This is a genomic window from Phragmitibacter flavus (assembly GCF_005780165.1).
In the GTDB taxonomy this organism is placed as follows: Bacteria; Verrucomicrobiota; Verrucomicrobiia; order Verrucomicrobiales; family Verrucomicrobiaceae; genus Phragmitibacter; species Phragmitibacter flavus.
Genome location: NZ_VAUV01000001.1, coordinates 448,768 through 466,062, shown reverse-complemented (window position 1 = coordinate 466,062; position 17,295 = coordinate 448,768). Strand labels below are relative to the sequence as shown.

At 58.9% G+C, this 17,295-nt stretch carries 8 protein-coding genes; 4 read left to right on the top strand and 4 right to left on the bottom strand.

Annotated elements, in window-relative coordinates:
* Position 1: 1 nt before the first annotated feature.
* On the bottom strand, positions 2-1,258 hold the full coding sequence (locus tag FEM03_RS01885; protein ID WP_206170795.1) for an ABC transporter permease: 1,257 nt from the start codon (positions 1,256-1,258) through the stop codon (positions 2-4).
* Between the two features lie 177 nt (positions 1,259-1,435).
* Here FEM03_RS01885 and FEM03_RS01880 point away from each other — a divergent pair, with 177 nt between their 5' ends.
* The 4 genes from FEM03_RS01880 to FEM03_RS01865 all read left to right on the top strand — a co-directional run bounded on the left by FEM03_RS01880 (position 1,436) and on the right by FEM03_RS01865 (position 13,560).
* The gene (locus tag FEM03_RS01880; RefSeq protein WP_138084470.1) at positions 1,436-6,466 is read left to right on the top strand and encodes a GDSL-type esterase/lipase family protein; all 5,031 of its coding nucleotides are present in this window, start codon (positions 1,436-1,438) and stop codon (positions 6,464-6,466) included.
* Positions 6,467-6,582: 116 nt separating this feature from the next.
* A complete protein-coding gene (locus FEM03_RS01875; protein ID WP_138084469.1) occupies positions 6,583-7,242 on the top strand; it encodes an HNH endonuclease in 660 nt (219 codons plus the stop codon).
* A gap of 105 nt (positions 7,243-7,347) precedes the next feature.
* Positions 7,348-8,982 (top strand): peptide ABC transporter substrate-binding protein, encoded by a 1,635-nt coding sequence (locus tag FEM03_RS01870; RefSeq protein ID WP_138084468.1) that lies wholly within the window; start codon positions 7,348-7,350, stop codon positions 8,980-8,982.
* A 90-nt stretch (positions 8,983-9,072) separates the two neighbouring features.
* Positions 9,073-13,560: a serine/threonine protein kinase gene (locus FEM03_RS01865; RefSeq protein ID WP_138084467.1), complete on the top strand. Its 4,488-nt coding sequence runs from the start codon at positions 9,073-9,075 to the stop codon at positions 13,558-13,560.
* 1 nt (position 13,561) lies between these two features.
* Here the strand turns inward: FEM03_RS01865 and FEM03_RS01860 are convergent, their stop codons facing one another.
* From FEM03_RS01860 to FEM03_RS01850, 3 genes are all read right to left on the bottom strand, one after another.
* A complete protein-coding gene (locus tag FEM03_RS01860; RefSeq protein WP_138084466.1) occupies positions 13,562-15,355 on the bottom strand; it encodes a FecR domain-containing protein in 1,794 nt (597 codons plus the stop codon).
* Between the two features lie 22 nt (positions 15,356-15,377).
* Positions 15,378-16,373 carry a hypothetical protein gene (locus tag FEM03_RS01855; protein ID WP_138084465.1) on the bottom strand — a complete coding sequence of 332 codons (996 nt, stop codon included), beginning with the start codon at positions 16,371-16,373 and terminating at the stop codon, positions 15,378-15,380.
* A gap of 79 nt (positions 16,374-16,452) precedes the next feature.
* Positions 16,453-17,070 carry a hypothetical protein gene (locus tag FEM03_RS01850; protein ID WP_138084464.1) on the bottom strand — a complete coding sequence of 206 codons (618 nt, stop codon included), beginning with the start codon at positions 17,068-17,070 and terminating at the stop codon, positions 16,453-16,455.
* Positions 17,071-17,295 lie beyond the last annotated feature (225 nt).

Below are 17,295 nucleotides of genomic sequence, written 5' to 3'. Positions count from 1 at the left end.
TTTATTTGAAACGAATGCGTGGATCAGCAATGGCGACCAAAAGGTCAGAAAGAATGTTGCCCACCATGAGCAACACCACATTGATCGTCAGAATGGCCATCACCACCGGATAATCCCGATCCTGAATGCTCTGGTAGCTCAGCAGGCCGAAACCGTTGATATCAAAAATCTTCTCCACCAAAATCCCGCCCGTAAAAAAGATCGAAGTGATGCCCCCCAATGTCGTCGCAATCGGGATCAACGAATTGCGCAATGCATGTCCCAGCACCGCCTGCCGCGAGCTCGCCCCTTTGGCAATCGCCGTGCGCACGTAATCCGTCGCCAGGTTGTCCATCAGGTTGTTTTTCATCAACATCGTCATCATCGCAAAACTGCCCACCATGTAACATATCAACGGCAGGATCGCGTGATGCACCACGTCCCATACCTTGCCCGGCGCGCTCAGTTCACTAAAATTCTCACTCACAAAACCCGCCGAAGGAAACCACCCCAACCGCGCCGCCAGATACACCACCAGCAAACTGCCCAGCACAAATCCTGGAATCGCATACCCAGTAAAGATCAGCACCGAACTCACGTTGTCGATCACCGTGCGATGTTTCACCGCCTTCAAAATCCCCAGCGGAATGCACACCGAGTAAGTCAGAATAAACATCGCCAGCCCATAAAACAGCGATACCGGCAACCGCTCCTTGATCATTCCCCAAGCCGGATCATTGTAGCGCGTCGATATTCCCAAATCACCCTGCAAAATTCCGGAAATCACCGGACGAAAAATCGCCACCCTTCCCTTCTCCGGCTCAGAGCGCGTCACCCATCCATCCAGCTCGTCCATGTTTGCCGACTGCATGGTGCCATCTGGTCGAACCGTCGCCTCCGAAATTTGATACGCATTGTTCTCCGTCCACTGATCACGCGGCAGCAACGCCTTCAAAGTCACCTTCGCCTCCGTCTGCCCCTCCTCAAACTTCACAAAACGCTTCTGCGTCTCACGCGGGGCCGCCCCCAACCAGACCAGATAAGCCCCTAAGAACGGCTTGTCGAAACCATAATAAGCCGCCAATTGCTCCTTCTGCTCCTCACTCAGCGAACCGCCTGCATCCTTCACGCTGCGTTCCGCACCCGCTGCCATGCCCCGCTTCATCGCCGCCTCCAAAGGCCCGCCTGGAGTGATGCGGGTGATAAAAAACACGATCAGCGTCGCCCCGATCAACGTCGGAATAATCAGAAGCAGGCGGCGAACAAAATAAGCAAGCATGAGGCGGTTTGGTAAGACACTCAGGGAGTTAACTACGTTGAGTCAACCCGATTCTAAATACTGTTGGCGAAATTTCTTCAAACTCCCATTTTTGTCGATTCGAGACTTTTCAAGGCTTTTCAATCTTGTCAGGATGAACACAAAATTGGGCATTCACCTTCCAACTCTCGTTCGCTTATGACCACCTTCCTTCGCGCAACCATCACCATCGCCATCGCATTTCTGACCGCGTCGCCCCTGATCACGAACGCCCAACCCACCCCTCCAGTCCGCATCATGCCACTCGGTGACTCCATCACCAACGGCATCGCCAACACCGGCGGTTATCGCAAACCTCTCTACGATCTCCTAACCGCCGCCGGCTACAACGTCGACTACGTCGGCACCCAGACCAGCAACGGCAGCAGCACCTTCGACTCCGACCACCAGGGTCACAGCGGCTGGCGCATCGCCCAGCTCGACGCCAATGTCGAAGGCTGGTTCGCCTCCATCGCCGGTCCCGATGTCATCCTTCTGCACATCGGCACCAACGACTTCGGAGCCAACGACAACATCACCACCGCCATCGACCGTCTCGACGCGCTCATTCTTAAAATGGCCACCCTGCGCCCCGGTGCCAACATCATCGTCACCAACCTCATGGAGCGTAACGAAACCGCCAACACCAACATCCAAACCCACTTCAACCCCTTCGTCCAAACCCGTGTCGCCGCGCACGCCGCCGCCGGACGCAAAGTCACTTTCCTCGACATGCGTGCCGCCGTTCCTCTCAGCGACATGCCCGACAACCTCCATCCCAACCAGACCGGCTACGACAAAATGGCCGCCGCCTGGCTCCCAGCCATCCAGGCCGTCATCACCCCGCAAGGCGATATCAGCCCGCCCACCATCGCCCGTGCCCGGGGCAACAGCGATGGCCGCTCCGTCAACATCACCTTCAGCAAACCCGTCGACGACACCACCGCCACCAACCTCGCGAACTACACCATCGACAACGGCATCATCCTCAGCCCCGGTGGCCTGAACGCCAGCACCCTCAGCCTCAGCGCCGACAAATACACCGTCACCCTCACCCCCTCCAGCATCCCCGTCTTCAACTACGGCACCACCTACACCGTTTCCGTCAGCAACATCACCGACCGACTCGACCCCGCCAACACCATCCTCCCCAACTCCACCGCCACCTTCACCCGCGCCACGGCCCGCGGTTACCTCGCCAACGTTCCCGAATCCACCAGCTACACCCTCGTCCACAGCCTCGACGTCCCCACCAACCCCAACTACGTCACCAACCCCCATCCCGCCTACAGCGTCGACAACCGCATTCACATCAGCCAGTTCGACCGGGTCGCCTATTACCTCGAACTCCAGCGTCCCGGCGGCGACATTGAATACGCCTGGGTCTCCATGGACGCCTTCACCACCGACATCAACAAAATCGGAGTCCCCACCTTCGCCAGCGGTGCCATCTTCGAACAAAACGTCACCAACCTCAGCGTCACCTCCAACGTCTCCGGCGTCCTCAACACCGTCTCCAGCGCCGGTAACATCGAATTCTGGCCCAACAACTACAGCACCCCCGCCAACAGCAGCATCGGCGGCAACACCACTACCTACGACATCGACGACACCCGCTCCACCACCGGTGCCTACGGCTCCATGCAGGTCCACAACACCACCGACAAAAAAACCGTCTTCGCCATCAACAACTTCGGAGCCGGAGGCGCCGTGGATATCGGCATCGGCAACAACCCCACCCCTGCCAGCAACGGCGTCGACTGGACCTTCGCCGTCAACGGCGGCAACTACCTCATCAAAACCCTCCACGTCCTCGTCCAAACCCGCAACGACAACACCGGCCCCGCCATCCTTTCCGCCACTGCCACCGCAGGCCGCAACCGCATCTACCTCAAGTTTTCCGAACCCGTCGCCCGTCTCTCCCTTGACCCCGCCCAGTTCAGCCTCTCCCACGGCGTGACCGTCTTCGATATCGTCCTCGCTGACAACCAGGTCGACGCCTACCTCACCACCACCACCCAACCCGCCGACACCCCCCTCACCCTGACCGCCAACAACGTCCGCGACACCTCCCCCAACGCCAACCGCACCCCCACCATCACCATACCTGTCAGTAGTCCCGCCCTGCCTCCCGAAATCCTCACCAACGTCGGTGCCGCCGCCCAGAATTACGAACTCGTCTACTCCATCGACCTCCCCAACGTCGGCAACCTCCGCGCCCGCGGCAACAGCATCTACCACTGGGACGATAGCGCCAACCCCACGCCCTTCTCACGCGTCGCTTATTACCTCGAGCTCCAAAAACCCAACCAGCCCGCCCAATACCTCTGGGTATCCATGGACTCCTTCACCGGCGACCGCCGCAAACTCGGCGTCCCGCTACCCGCCACCAACGCCGTCCACCAGCGCCTGCTCACCAACATGGACGTCGCCTCCAACGTCGCCGGCGTGACCAACGGCACCGGCATCAGCACCGGCAACATCGAATTCTGGCCCACCGACTACTCCATCGTCAACGCCCAGGCCATCCCCGGTGCCAGCGACACCATCCTCGACTTCGGCGACACCCGCTCCACCAGCGGCGGTTTCGGCTCCATGCAAATCCACAACCATGGCGCCTCCCAAACCCTTTTCGCCATCAACCGTTGGGGCACCGATGGCAATCCCCTCGACATAGGCATCGGCAGCAGCCCCCCCGCCGGAAGCAACACCAGCACCGACTGGACCAACACCGCCAACGCCGCCGGTTACTCCAAAAAAACCCTCCACGTCCTCGTCCTCCCCAGCCCGCCCCCCGTCGTCCCCGAACCCGTCGCCACGAACATCCCCGAAGCCCAAGGCTACCAGCTCGTTTATTCTCTCGACATCCCGGCTCAAGGCAACCTCTCCGCCCCCGCCTACTCCGTCAACAACAGCCAATTCGTCGGCCCCTTCAAGCGTATCGCTTACTACATGCAGTTGCAAACCGGTGCCGCCGCTCCCGAATATGTCTGGGTCTCTGTTGATCCCTTCACCAACGACGCCACCAGAATCGGCGTCCCCAACGGCGTCGTTTTCCAGCAAAACCTCACCAACATGAACGTCGTCTCCAACAAAGCTGGCGTCGTCAACGGCACCAACATCGCCACCGGCAACATCGAATTCTGGCCCAGTAACTACACCAATACCCGCGCCGCCGTCAGCCCCCCCAACGCCAGAAATGACGTCCATGACTTCGGCGACAGTGGAGCCGTCACCACCGCCGGCCACGGCAGCATGCAAATTCACAATCACGGCGGCTCAACCCCACACACCCTCTTCTCCATCACCAACTGGGGCAGCACCAGCGCCACTGCCAACCTATTCGGAATGGGCATCGGCAACAGCACGGGCACCCACCCCGACTGGACCTTCGCCGCCAACTCCGCCAGCTTCTCCAGCCGCCTCCTACAAGTCTACGTGCTCCCCGGCGAACCCGACACCACCGGCCCCACCCCCGCCCGCGCCGTCGGCTCCTCCACCCTCAACCGGCTCATCCTCACCCTCAATGAACCCATCGCCAACGCCTCAGCTCTCGCCGCCAACTTCACCATCCCCGGCCTCACCATCCACAGCGCCACCCTGCTTCCCGACAAAAAAGACGTCATCCTCACCACCAGCCCCCAAACCCCCGGCACCTCCTACACCGTCACCGTCAGCAACCTCAGCGACCGCTCTCCCAACGCCAACCTGAGCCCCATCGGAGCCTCCACCACCTTCACCGCCCACGTCCCCCCGCCCATCCTCGCCACCATTCCCGAAGCCAGCGGCTACGATCTCATCCATCAACTCGCCATCCCCACCGCCCAACCCCAGTGGAACCTCAAAGACATCACCTACAGCGTCGATGAGTCCAAATACGGCGAGCGCCCCTTCAGCCGCGTCGCTTATCTCATGGAACTCGACAGCCACTGGGTCTTCGTCTCCTTCGATCCCCACACCAATCAAATCACCAAAACCGGCATCCCCACCCCGCGCAACACCGCCACCCCCTTCCAGCAAAAAGTCACCAACCTCACCGTTGCCTCCAACAAACCCGGCATCGTCACCGGCACCAACCTTCCCGGAGGCAACATCGAATTCTGGCACGGTAACTACGCCATCGCCAACGCCCTCAACATCCCCAATGCCAGCGCCACCACCTTCGACTGGGGCGACACCATGAGCGCGGGCGCCCACGCCACCTTCCAGGTTCACAACCACCTCGCCAGCCAGGTCCTCTTTGCCTACAACAACTGGGGTTCCAACACCGGCGGCAACTCCGAGCTCGGCATCGGCAACCAACCTACCAACCATCCTGACTGGACCTCCTCCAACAGCGCCGGCAATTACGCCATCAAAAATCTTTACGTCCTCGCCCAGCCCGGCCCCTCCATCCCCGCCGTCGGCACCGGCCCCAGCATCCTCGAACACCCATTGTCAAAACTCGTCCACACCGGCGACAACTACACCCTCTCCGTCAACGCCAGTGGCGTTCAACCCCTCAGCTATCAATGGCGCCGCAACGGCATCCCCATCCCCGGGGCCACCTCCTCCTGGCTCGATCTCACCAACATCACCAGCACCGACGCCGGCAGTTATGACGTCATTGTCAGCACCCCCAACTACGTCACCACCACCAGCCAATCCGCCTTGCTGATCGTCGGCAACACCGTCCCACAATTCAGCGGCTACCGCTTCACCACCACCCGAGACACCTCCGTCGACATCACCGCCGCCAGCATCCTCGCCAATGCCAGCGATGTTGATCTCGACGAGCTCAGCCTCATCAACGTCGCGCCCGCCACCACTGCCGGAGGCACCGCCACATTATCCGCCGGACTGATCACCTACACCCCACCCACAGGATACCTCGGGGCCGACACCTTCAATGTCACCATCGCTGACGAAGCCTCCGCCCAAGTCCAGGGTCCTATTCACATCACCATCGTCCCCTCCCTCCCCCAGGCAGGCACCAACTCCATCATCACCTCCCGCGCCGACGGCAAAATCGACGCCATCTTTGTTGGCGAACCCGGTGAGACCTACGAAATCCAGCGTAGCACCACCCTCATGCCCGACGACTGGGAACCCATCGGCACCGTCATGGCAGGCGACGACACCTTCATCCCCATCCACGATGCCACTCCTCCCCCGACCCGTGGCTTCTACCGCGCGGTGTTAATCGAGTGACCGAGTTTTTGCACAACTTTGCTAAGATAGAATGAGTTAATCCCCATTTCAAATGTTCTCATAGTCATTGAGGAGCACACTGTTGCTAACCTTGGAAACGAATACTTCAATTTAAGATGCATCCAGACTTCGACCTCCCATCTCCCGGCAGCATCAAAGGTCGATCCTCCAGCATCACAGCGGCATTCATTCAATCCATTGTGCCTGTAGTCGAACCGACATTCTCCGATGTGTCGGAAGCCCTTAATGTTTTAGGTATGGAAACAGGTAATTGTGTTTGTTCCTACTGCGGAGATGCCCGAACAGAGTGGGATCACTTTCGTCCGTTAGTCACAAAACAGAGGCCCACGGGTTACATAACTGAAATCGCAAATTTGGTTCCCGCCTGCGGTAAATGCAATCAGTCAAAAGGCAGCAAACCTTGGCGCTCTTGGATTACCAGCACTGCTAAGCGCTCCCCTCTGACCCGCGGGGTTTTAAATCTCGACAAAAAAATTTCCCATCTCGAAGCTTATGAAAAATGGAGAGAGCCCCAAAAAGTTGACTTCGAGTCTTTAGTGGGCCCATCACTCTATGACCAACATTGGTTGAATTGGAAAGAATTGTTGCACATGATGGATAGGGCTCAGCAATTGGCGCTTATCGTTCGCGAAGCTGCCGCAGCCGCCTTGGCAACTAAAAAAATTGGCTTTGAATCGCCAACACCTCAGGAACAGCACTTACAGAAACCTGTTACGAAATTGGAGGCCAGAATTCCAATGAACGATTCGTGGTAGAGTTACTTGCACAGCTGCGCTGCGCGCACGTTCCAGAGTCGTAATTTTCAACTCTCATTTTCTCCCACGGTTGACTCCGCCCCGCTCCCCTCCAACCTTCCCCCCATGAAGTGGCTCCCGCGCCTCGCCTGGCTTTTCGTCCTCGTCCTCCTCGGCACGGGTTTCTACCATCTTCGCAAAAATCGCGAACCTCGCATCATCGCCGCCACGCAGGAAAAAATTCTCCTTATCGGCAACGGAGCCGAGCTCGAATCCCTCGACCCCCAGGTCACCACCGGCGTCCCAGAACGCCAGGTCACCTCCGCCATCTTCGAAAGCCTCATCGCCTACCACCCCGAAGATGACTACCTTGACGCCCCTGGAGCCGCCGCCCGGTGGGAACACCAGGACTTCCGCATCTGGACCTTCCACCTCCAGCCCAACGCCCGCTGGAGCGACGGCGTCCCCGTCACCGCCCACGACTTCACCTACGCCTTTCAACGCATCCTTACCCCTGCCCTCGCCTCCCAATACGCCGAAATGCTCTACTTCATGGAAGGAGCCGAAGCCTTCAACAAAGGCGAGAACCAGGACTTCTCCAAAGTCGGCGTCAAAGCCCTCGACGACCTCACCCTGCAGGTCACCCTCGTCAATCCCACCCCCTACTTCACCTCCGTCATCAAACACCACTCCTGGCAGCCCGTCCCCAGGCACGTCATCGAAAAAACCGGCGGCATGATCGACCGCTTCTCCACCTGGACCCGACCCGAACACATCGTCAGCAACGGCCCCTTCAAACTCCAGGACTGGCGTTTCATGCAATGGCTCAAAGTCGAACGCAACCCCCACTACTGGGACGCCGCCACCGTCCGCCTCGACGGCATCCACTACTTCCCCATCACCAACGAAAGCACCGAAGACCGCGCCTTCCGCGACGGCCAGCTGCACGCCACCAACACCGTCCCTCTCGACCGCATCCCCGCCTACCGCGCCAACCATCCCGAAGTCTACCGCGAAGAAACCCAGCTTGCCGTCTACTTTTACCGACTCAACACCACCCTCAAACCCTTCAACGATGTCCGCATCCGCAAAGCCCTCGCCCTTTCCATCGACCGCGAATCCATCATCCGCAACGTCCTGCGCGGAGCCCAGCGCCCCGCCGTCGGCTTCACCCCCACCGCCAAAAAAGGCTATGAAGGCGTCGACCTCATGCGCTTCGATCCCGCCCAGGCCAAAGCCCTCCTCGCCGAAGCCGGCTACCCCGATGGCAAAGGTTTTCCCAAATTCGAAATCCTCATCAACACCATGGAAGCCCACCGCCTTATCGCCCAGGCCGTGCAAAGCATGTGGCGGGAACACCTCGGCATCGACGTCGGCATCATCAACCAAGACTGGCAGGTCTACCTCGACAGCCAGCGTCGCATGGACTACGAAATCTCCCGCGCGGCCTGGAGCGGCGACTACATGGACCCCATGACCTTCCTCGGCATGTGGACCAAGGACAACGGCAACAACCAGACCGGCTGGCACAGCTCCCGTTACGAAGAACTCCTCCGCCAGTCCTCCACCATCGCCGACCCACCACAACGCTTCGCCGTCCTCAAGGAAGCCGAAACCCTTTTTCTCAACGAACTCCCCGTCATCCCCGTCTACTGGTATGCCCGCAGCTCCCTCGTCCGCCCCGAAGTGAAAGGCATGCGCTCCTCCCTTCTCGACGACCGACCCTACAAATGGTTCGACTTGCAGGCCCCATCGCCATGAACTAACTCTGGCATTCGTTCGAGCAAATAGTCCCCCCACTCCAATCCAACCCCCATCCACCGGCCACGTCGGCCGTGGTGAACGCTGTCGATGTCCAAAGTCCGCGAGTTCGATCACTTCAAAGTGCTGATGAAGCCCGACGGCAGCCCGGAGGAGCTGGGCCGCGGCGCGATGGGCGTCACTTACAAAGCCTTCGACCGCAACCTCCTTTCCATCTCCGTCGTGAAGGCGCTGCACATCGCCCAGGCCTCCGTGCCTTCCGTGCGCCGCCAGTTTCTCGAAGAAGCCCAGTCGATGGCCCGCCTTCGCCATCCGAGCATCCCGCAAGTGTATTATCTCGGCCAGAGCGAATCCCAGCCGTTCTACGCGATGGAATACTGCGAAGGCCCCAGCATGCAACAGCATGTCCGCCACTCCGGTCGACTCCCGCCCCAACAAGTCTTTGTCCTCGCCCGACAACTGGCCAGCGCCCTCTCTGCCGTTGAAGGCGCGGGACTGGTTCACCGCGACATCAAACCCTCCAACCTCGTGCTCACCGAGGAATCCAACGGCACCGCTCGAATCAAACTCATCGACTTCGGCCTCGCCATCAAAGACCAGCGCGAAAACGGCGCCATCGAATCCGCCTTCGTCGGCACCCCCATGTTCGCCAGTCCCGAACAATTCGAGGCGCGCCCCATCCTCGACATCCGCTCCGACATCTACAGTCTCGGCATCACCCTGTGGTTCATGCTCACCAACGAAATGCCCTTCAAAGGCAACTTGATGGCGATCATGACCGCGCAAACCCACGACATGCCCTCCTTCGAAAGGCTGCCGCCCATGAGCGACGCCCTGAAGGCCGTGTTGTGGAAGATGCTGCAAAAAAACAAAGCCGAACGCCACGCCAGCGCCGCTGATCTCGAATCCGAAATCCGCAGCGCCCTCGGCGCGGATGACGTCGACCTCAAACTCGGCCTCATCCATCGCACCAACACCCTACCCATCCAGGGCAGCGTCCTTCCCGACAGTCCGTATAAACTCATCCGCCCGGAAGCCGAAGGGGAAGAACCCTACGGCCGCCGCTTCATCGCCCGCGCCCTGCACAACGATCAAGACGTCGCCCTCGTGTTGCTTCATCCGCCATGGGGCGGCGAACCAAAAGTGCTCGATGCCCTGCGCGACACCCGCGTCAAAATGCACGCCGCGCCGCATCCCCATCTGCTGCCAATCGTCGGCGAAAGCCGCATCCAAGGCCACTGCGCTTACGCCTTCGAGCGCCTCAGCGTGCACGCCCAACCTTTGCTCCATTGGTGCAAACAAAAAGGCAGCCTCACCTTTCTCGAAACCGCCGCCCTCCTCGCCCAAATCGCCGACGCCTACGATGCCGCCTGCCAGCGCGAACTCTTCTGGATGCCCGATTCCATCACGCGCATCATGGTCGAGGAATCCCGACAAGGCGAACCCTTCATCCGCATCGAACCCTTCGACCCGCAGGCCGCCCTCAACCGCGCCCCGCTCGATCCCGCCGCGTGCATGGACATTTTTCGCGGGATCGCCCTGCGCATCATCGCCTTCGCTGCCGACGCCGGTGCCGCCCGCTGCGTGCAAGCCATCGTCGCCGCCAATCCTCCCAACTGGCCCACGGAAAACCTCCGCACCATCGTCGTCAACCTGCTGCAACAGGAGAATGTTGCCGTGCCTGACATCGTCACCGCGACCCCCGATTGGACAGGCGACTTGACCATGGATGCCGCCACTGCAACGCGCTCCGACCTCGCGGAAAACACCCTCAGCAACCTCTCCACCTACCACCGGGCGATCACCGTTAATGTCCCGGAAACAAACTCGGCCACCACAACAGTCAGCGACCCGCTTGACCGTCGGGAATTGATTGAACGCCTCGAACAACAGCGACGCTCACTCTTACAAAACGAACCCGCTGCGCCCGCAACCCACCTTGTCAGCAGCAGCCTCGCCACCTGGTCGCGGGAAAACAGCCGCCAGCTTGACGAGCAGCGCCTCCTCAAGGCGATGTCCCGCGAACTGGAAATTAAAAAGCAGGAGCATGTCGAACTCGAATCCGATCTGCTTAACCTCGCCCAGAAAAACTTTCTTCGTCAGGAATCGCATCGCCAGGACCAAGACCCGAACCAGCATCAAACCTCCCAAACCGAGTTGCGGCTGGTCATGCGTCTGCTGCGGGTCCGTTTTCAGGATCGTCAGTGGAAAATCCATCGCCTCGAATGGCAGCTCGCCGATGAATTGCTGGATGAAGTCGAACGACGCCGTGTCCAGCGTGAGGAAAACACTTCATCCGATCGCTTGGGGGAAATCGAAGCCCACCTTCATGATCGTGCCCAACGCCTCGCCCGACTGCTGCGCGCCGGGTTGGGTGAGCTCGACATTTCCTCCCAAAACTCCATCCATCCCACCCTGTCTTCCACTGCCACGATGGGACGCAGCGGACTCATCAAGGTCGCTTATGGACGCGAACGCCGTGAATTCCAACGGTTGCCAGCCATCGCCTCCGCGCCGCCCCAACTCCTGCAGCTCGAATCCCGCATGGAGGAAATATTCCAGGAGCATGTTCGACGCCACCTCCGGCTTGCCCAACGCCAGCGCAAACTCCTGCGTGCCGAACGCCACATCGCCAATCACCCTCAGGCAACCACCAAACCCAACTGGCAGTCGTTCATCGAAAGCCGGTTGCCCATGCTGCGTCAGCAAATCGATGATCTCGACGACGAACTGGCCAGACGCGCCAGTGAAGTCTTCAAGTTCAAACACCGTGAGAACCTGCGTCGCGAAGAAAAAGAACTCGAAGCCGCCGCCCAGCGCGAATCTCGCCGACGCGAAGCCGAGGCACTCGATGCCAAAATCGAAGAACTCAAGGCCCTGCAAGTTCGTGATCTGGCCCAGCGCAAACGACGCCGCCTTACCTGGCTGGGCGTGATTGCCGCCGCCGTGCTGCTGTCGCTTTTCGTCGCCAGACAGGTCAAAGTGGTCGAACGCTACATCCTGGAGGGCTCCGTCAAAGGCGAAAAAGCCTGGAACAGCCTTGCCAGCGAACGCCAGCTCAGCCGCAGCGGCGGCGATTGGTCACAATTGTTGCACCAAGTCGCCAACGCCTACCTCCAGGCCACCAACGATGCCGATTTCAAAACCTTCGCCGCACGCCACCTCGTCGATCTCCAATCCGATGGCGACGCCGCTCTCGCCGGCCTCGAAGCTCAGACCAAGGCCCACACTCCCGAGACCCTCAACCTCGGTCTGCTCGAACAAAATCTCCGCGCATTCGTCAACGAACCCCACTTCCACGAATCTGCTTCTTTGCTGCTCGCCCGACTGCAAATCCGCATCCACATCCAGCAGCGCAACTGGCACGACGCCACCCAATCTTTCCTCGAATGGACCCAACAAAACGCCGCCGCCGGCCGCGCCATGGGCTCTGAAATGCAAACCATGTTCCGCGAGCTTTGGAACACCTTGCCCACCGAGATCGACCAACTTGATCCCGCCCATCTGCTGAGATTGTTGCAAAGCCTCCACCACGACGACCGCACGCTCATTGGAATCCCCGGACTTCAAGCCCTGCAAACCGCGTTGCAGGCGGAAGCCGACCGCAGTCAAAACCGCCACAAGACTACACTGGAAGGTTATCTAAAAATGGCCGCTCAAGCCACCCAGCCGAACTCTTGGGAACTCAATCGCGAAGCCTGGTGGCCGCGACTGGAAAGCTCCCTCACCCAGCGCAAAAAGTCTCAACAGGACATCGAAGACGAACACCTCATTTGGGCACAGATCGCCACAACCTGGAACCAACCCACCCCCTTGCTCGCCATGGCCACAGCGGAGAAAGCTTCCGACAACACCGCCCCGAACACCGATCTCTTCGTCCTTCCCGAAGCCACCCGAATCGGCTACCTGCAACAAGCTGCCGCCATGAAAAGCGACGAGGCGCGCACCCTGATCGACAAAATAGAGCGCCAAAAACGCACCCTAATGACTTCGACCGATGTCTCCTACCTGTCCATTCCATCCGGCACCTCACGCCCACAAGCCGATGAACTCGGAAAAAAAATCCTCGAACACCTCGAAAATCACCAGTCCAGCAAGGACCTCCATCAGCTTCTGCGAGCCCGCGAACTCGCCCTGCAAATCCCTGCCGACGACTTTCGTCGGGCAGGTTTCCTCGGTTTGATCGAGCGCAGCCGTGCCGAACAAACCCCACAACCCGCCGAACAACAGCAGCTCTACCAGCAAGCCAGCATCCAATTCCTCGAAGCCTTTGAACTCGGCGATGCCCGCGGTTTATGGTATGCCGCCGTTTGCAAATACCTCGCCAAAGACCAACCCGGCTACCGCGCCCTTCTCGAAAAAGGAGCGCGACAGTGTGATCCCGAATGCCTTTTCGCCCTCGCTCAGGAAACCATTCACGAGAACGAAACCACCGCCATCGGCCTCGTCATCCAGGCCGCCAAACTCGGCCACGCCAAAGCCCTGGCCAACTGCAAATCCAACGAAAGCGCCTACCGCCGACGGGGGTTCGGAAGTGAACTTGATCAGCTCAAACTCAAGATGCCGCAGGCTCCCTGACTCATGGCGGTGGATTGGTGAATGAACCGAAGCCAGCCGTATTAAAATTCCTGTTCGTGGCATTCACATTGGTGCCGCCCGCTCCCGCCGAGTTGGTCACCGTCGTGCCATTGTCAATCTGCACGGTTTGCGCGGTGAGGTTGATGGTCTGCCCGCTCAAGCTGACCGCACCGTTCGAAAATCGGATCGTGCCCGCATTGGCATAAAGGCTGAGCAACTGGTTGGCTGAGCCCTTGATGTGCAACAGGCCACCCGCCCCTGTCACCCCAAGATTCACATTCTGCGCGGACATGGTCACATTGGTCAGATCAATCTCGCACTGCGCCATGAAGTTGATATCTCCGGTCGGACCCGCCTGAAGATTCGAATTTGCCACCGTGATCCAAGGCGCGTCCACCGTCATCGCCACCAACGCCCGAAGATCGCTGGAGTTGGTGATGGAGACCGTGTTGCCGCCCTCGATCTTCAGCGTATTCGGTGTCTGCCCCTGTCCCACCCGCACATTGTTGAGATCCACCAGCCCCGCCTTCATCGCCACCGTTCCTGATGCCACATCTTTCGCGTCCACCGTCGTGTTGGTCATCCACAAGCATCCCCCGTTCGCGAGAAACTCAATGTCATTGGCCGTCAGGCTGGAACCATCCACCGACACATTCCCGTTCAGCGATTCAAAGTTCACATCATGCGCTGACCCCGACGCGACATCCAACGTGGTATCGACCACCGTTTGACTGCCTCGCGAATTGAACCAGACCTGATCATTCCCACTGCCGAGCAGAATGGTGGCGGGTTCCGAAACACCAATTTTAAAAGTTCCCTCTGCTAGCAGCCGCACCGGCCCATTTTCGGAGCTCAAATCAACCAACCCATCTGCCTGCAAGTTGTTGGCCCGGTAATAGCCACTTCCATCCTCCACCAATTCGGGAAACCCGGCGGTCTGCAAGGTGCTGATGTTCGGATCGTAAACCGTGCTGCTGTTCAGCACATAATCGATCAATGCTGGGGAGGACAGCCGGGATGCACCTCCCTGATTTTTCCGTGAAGCCCCGGAATTCTCGGTATCCGTAACCAGTTCAATCTCCGAACCCGAATCCGTGCGGTCTCCTCGTCTCTCCATCGCATCAATGGCAGCCGGAGATCCGGCGCTGTAAGCAAAATCATAACCCACCGCCAAACCGCGACCCGCAAGCACCACCGGCGACTTGACGATGCGACCTTCGACTTCATCCTCGTCCTGTTTGGCGATCGCCTTCGCCAACTTCGCGCGATTGGCCAGCTTGTCTCCACTGCCGCCCATGAGCCTGGAACTGGTGACAAAGCGCTGCAGATCAATGTCCACCGGCTCGGGCAATTTTTTTTCAGACGGACTGATGATCAGCATCTTGCCGGGATTCAGTTCAATGAACTCGGCAAACAGCGATTTCGAAGTCACCACCACCTTGCCTGCGATGCCGATGATCTTTAAATAGCCCCCCTCCTGATACTCGGCGACAAAGGAACCGCCCTTCACGCTTGCCGTGGCTTCCGTGGTCTCCACCAAGGTGCCTCTGCCCGCAAAACCAGCCGTATCATCCACCAGCAATGCGCCTTTTCTGAGACGAACAGTCTTTTTCTTCGTATGCGCCATGCTGGAATCCGAACCCAGCCTCACGCGGCTGTCTTTGCTGATCTCAACATCCTGCTGAGACTTCTGCGGCGTGGTATAATCCGCTGCTCGCAATGGCTGACCGGCACCAAACCAGCTCAACAAACCGAGCAGGCACCCGAGCGATACGGAGGATGAAAAACTTTTCATTGGGGGTTGGGTCGTTGTTGATTCAGAATTTGGCCGTGACGTTGAGGGAGGCTCCGATGGAGTTCATGTCGTAATCGAAATTCGCATCATCCGCCTGATTCCACAGATAGCTGATGTTCGCGGTGAGACTTAGCCAGTCGGTAAAGGCATAATTGGCCATCAGAGCAACGGTATGATTCCAGGCAGAAAGCCCTTCAATCTCGCGGTAATCATTGTAAGCACCACGATAAGCAAGCGTGGTATCAAACTTTGGCGTCCAGCGGATCTGATGCGCCAGTTGCAAAACGTGCTCGTAGCGCGTCAGCAAAGAAGGTTCGGTGTTGATCGAAAACTCCGAGGCATACGAAGCCACCAGCTGGTTGCCCCGCGAAAAACGAAAGGCTTTCTGCACGCCCACCACGATGGTGTGACTGCGGAACAAAGATTCGCTCCAGTTCAGCGACGGCGTCGTGCGTTGCAACCCATAAGTCACGCTGAGCAGCAGACCGTCCACCTTCGGCACCAGATAGGAAAGGCTGGCATTGAATCTCAACGAATCGAAATCGAGCACTTCATCAAACTTCTGATACCGGTAAAAATCCTGCCTTGCTCCTAAACTGAGATAAAAACGATTGGTGATGCGCGGAGTCCACGCCGCATACACCCCTGTGTTCCAGATCCAGTCCTGCTGTTCATTCACCGGCGTGAGCCCCGCATTTGAAGTGTAAAGCATCCCCGTGCTGAGACCCATGGTCACCTGCGCAAGATCTTCCTTGATCACCACCACCTGCTGCTCGCCAATATCCGTCTCACTGGAAATCCAGCCTCTTCCCACCCGCGCATCCACCGACCTCCTGGCGTCAGGCACCGATTGCAGACGTGCGGCAGAAACCTCCTGCGAAATCCGCGACGCCGGAGAAATCTCCTGGGCATTGCCCGCCTTGTGAGAAATCGCCAGCACCATTGCCATCACCACCAGCCCGATCACTAACCGCGCTTGCAGCATAACAAGTCGATGGTGCTGTGAGATGATTTTCATGGGGGTTTACCGACGTTACCAGGGACGCCGGAAGGGAGTAATTGAAACACTAGGGAGGTTCAAGGAGTAAAAATCAAGGTCAAGGTGTCGATGGAAGGTTTACCGGAGGACCGCTAAAAACCGCAATTGCCCTGCCATTGTGCTGAATTTTTTCCACTTTATCCACCACCACCACCGGACGGTTCACCGTGTAAAGCGAGATCGCCACCCGCAGCGTGTCGCCATACACATCGGCCATTGCGACCACGTGTTTGTCCGCCTCACTCTCCACCGCAATGCCGAAGTTCGAACCATAACGGCGCTTCGCCATTTCCCGCGCCTCCGCCATCCAATCCACCTCCAACGCGCCCAGCAACTGCTGCTCCTCACGAGCAATTTTTTGCTGTTCCGCCCTCGCCACGGACGCAGCCATCTTCCCCTGCCGAACACCGGATTGCACCTTCGAAACCCTGGCAAGTGCCCCCCGGCGCACCTCCGCCTTGCGGATTTCATACTTGGTTCGCAACGCCTCGCGCTCCAGTGCCACCAAAAAATTGAAGCGCTCCTCCGCCACACGTCGGATGATCTCCCGTTCGCTCACATTCAGCCGGCGCAGCCTTCCCACAATCCTCGCCGCCTCTGCCACTTCCATCGCTTTGATGCCCTCGCCGCTGCTCTCCCCATAGATGGTTGTCGTCGACCCCGAACCGCCCAGCATGAAACTGCGGCCAAAGGTCGCCGATCCAGATCCTGTTCCGGAACAACTCGCCAAAAGCCCGGCCAACAACGCGAGAGCTGCACCTCTGACCACAAAAAATCCCGGCGCGCGTCGACCTGAATAAAGAGGCTTCCTGCCATGATGGCACGGGGATTTCAGCTTCTGGGGGCAAGTCGGGGGCATACTGATCGAATAGATAAACACAGATTACCCCATTTGCCGTGC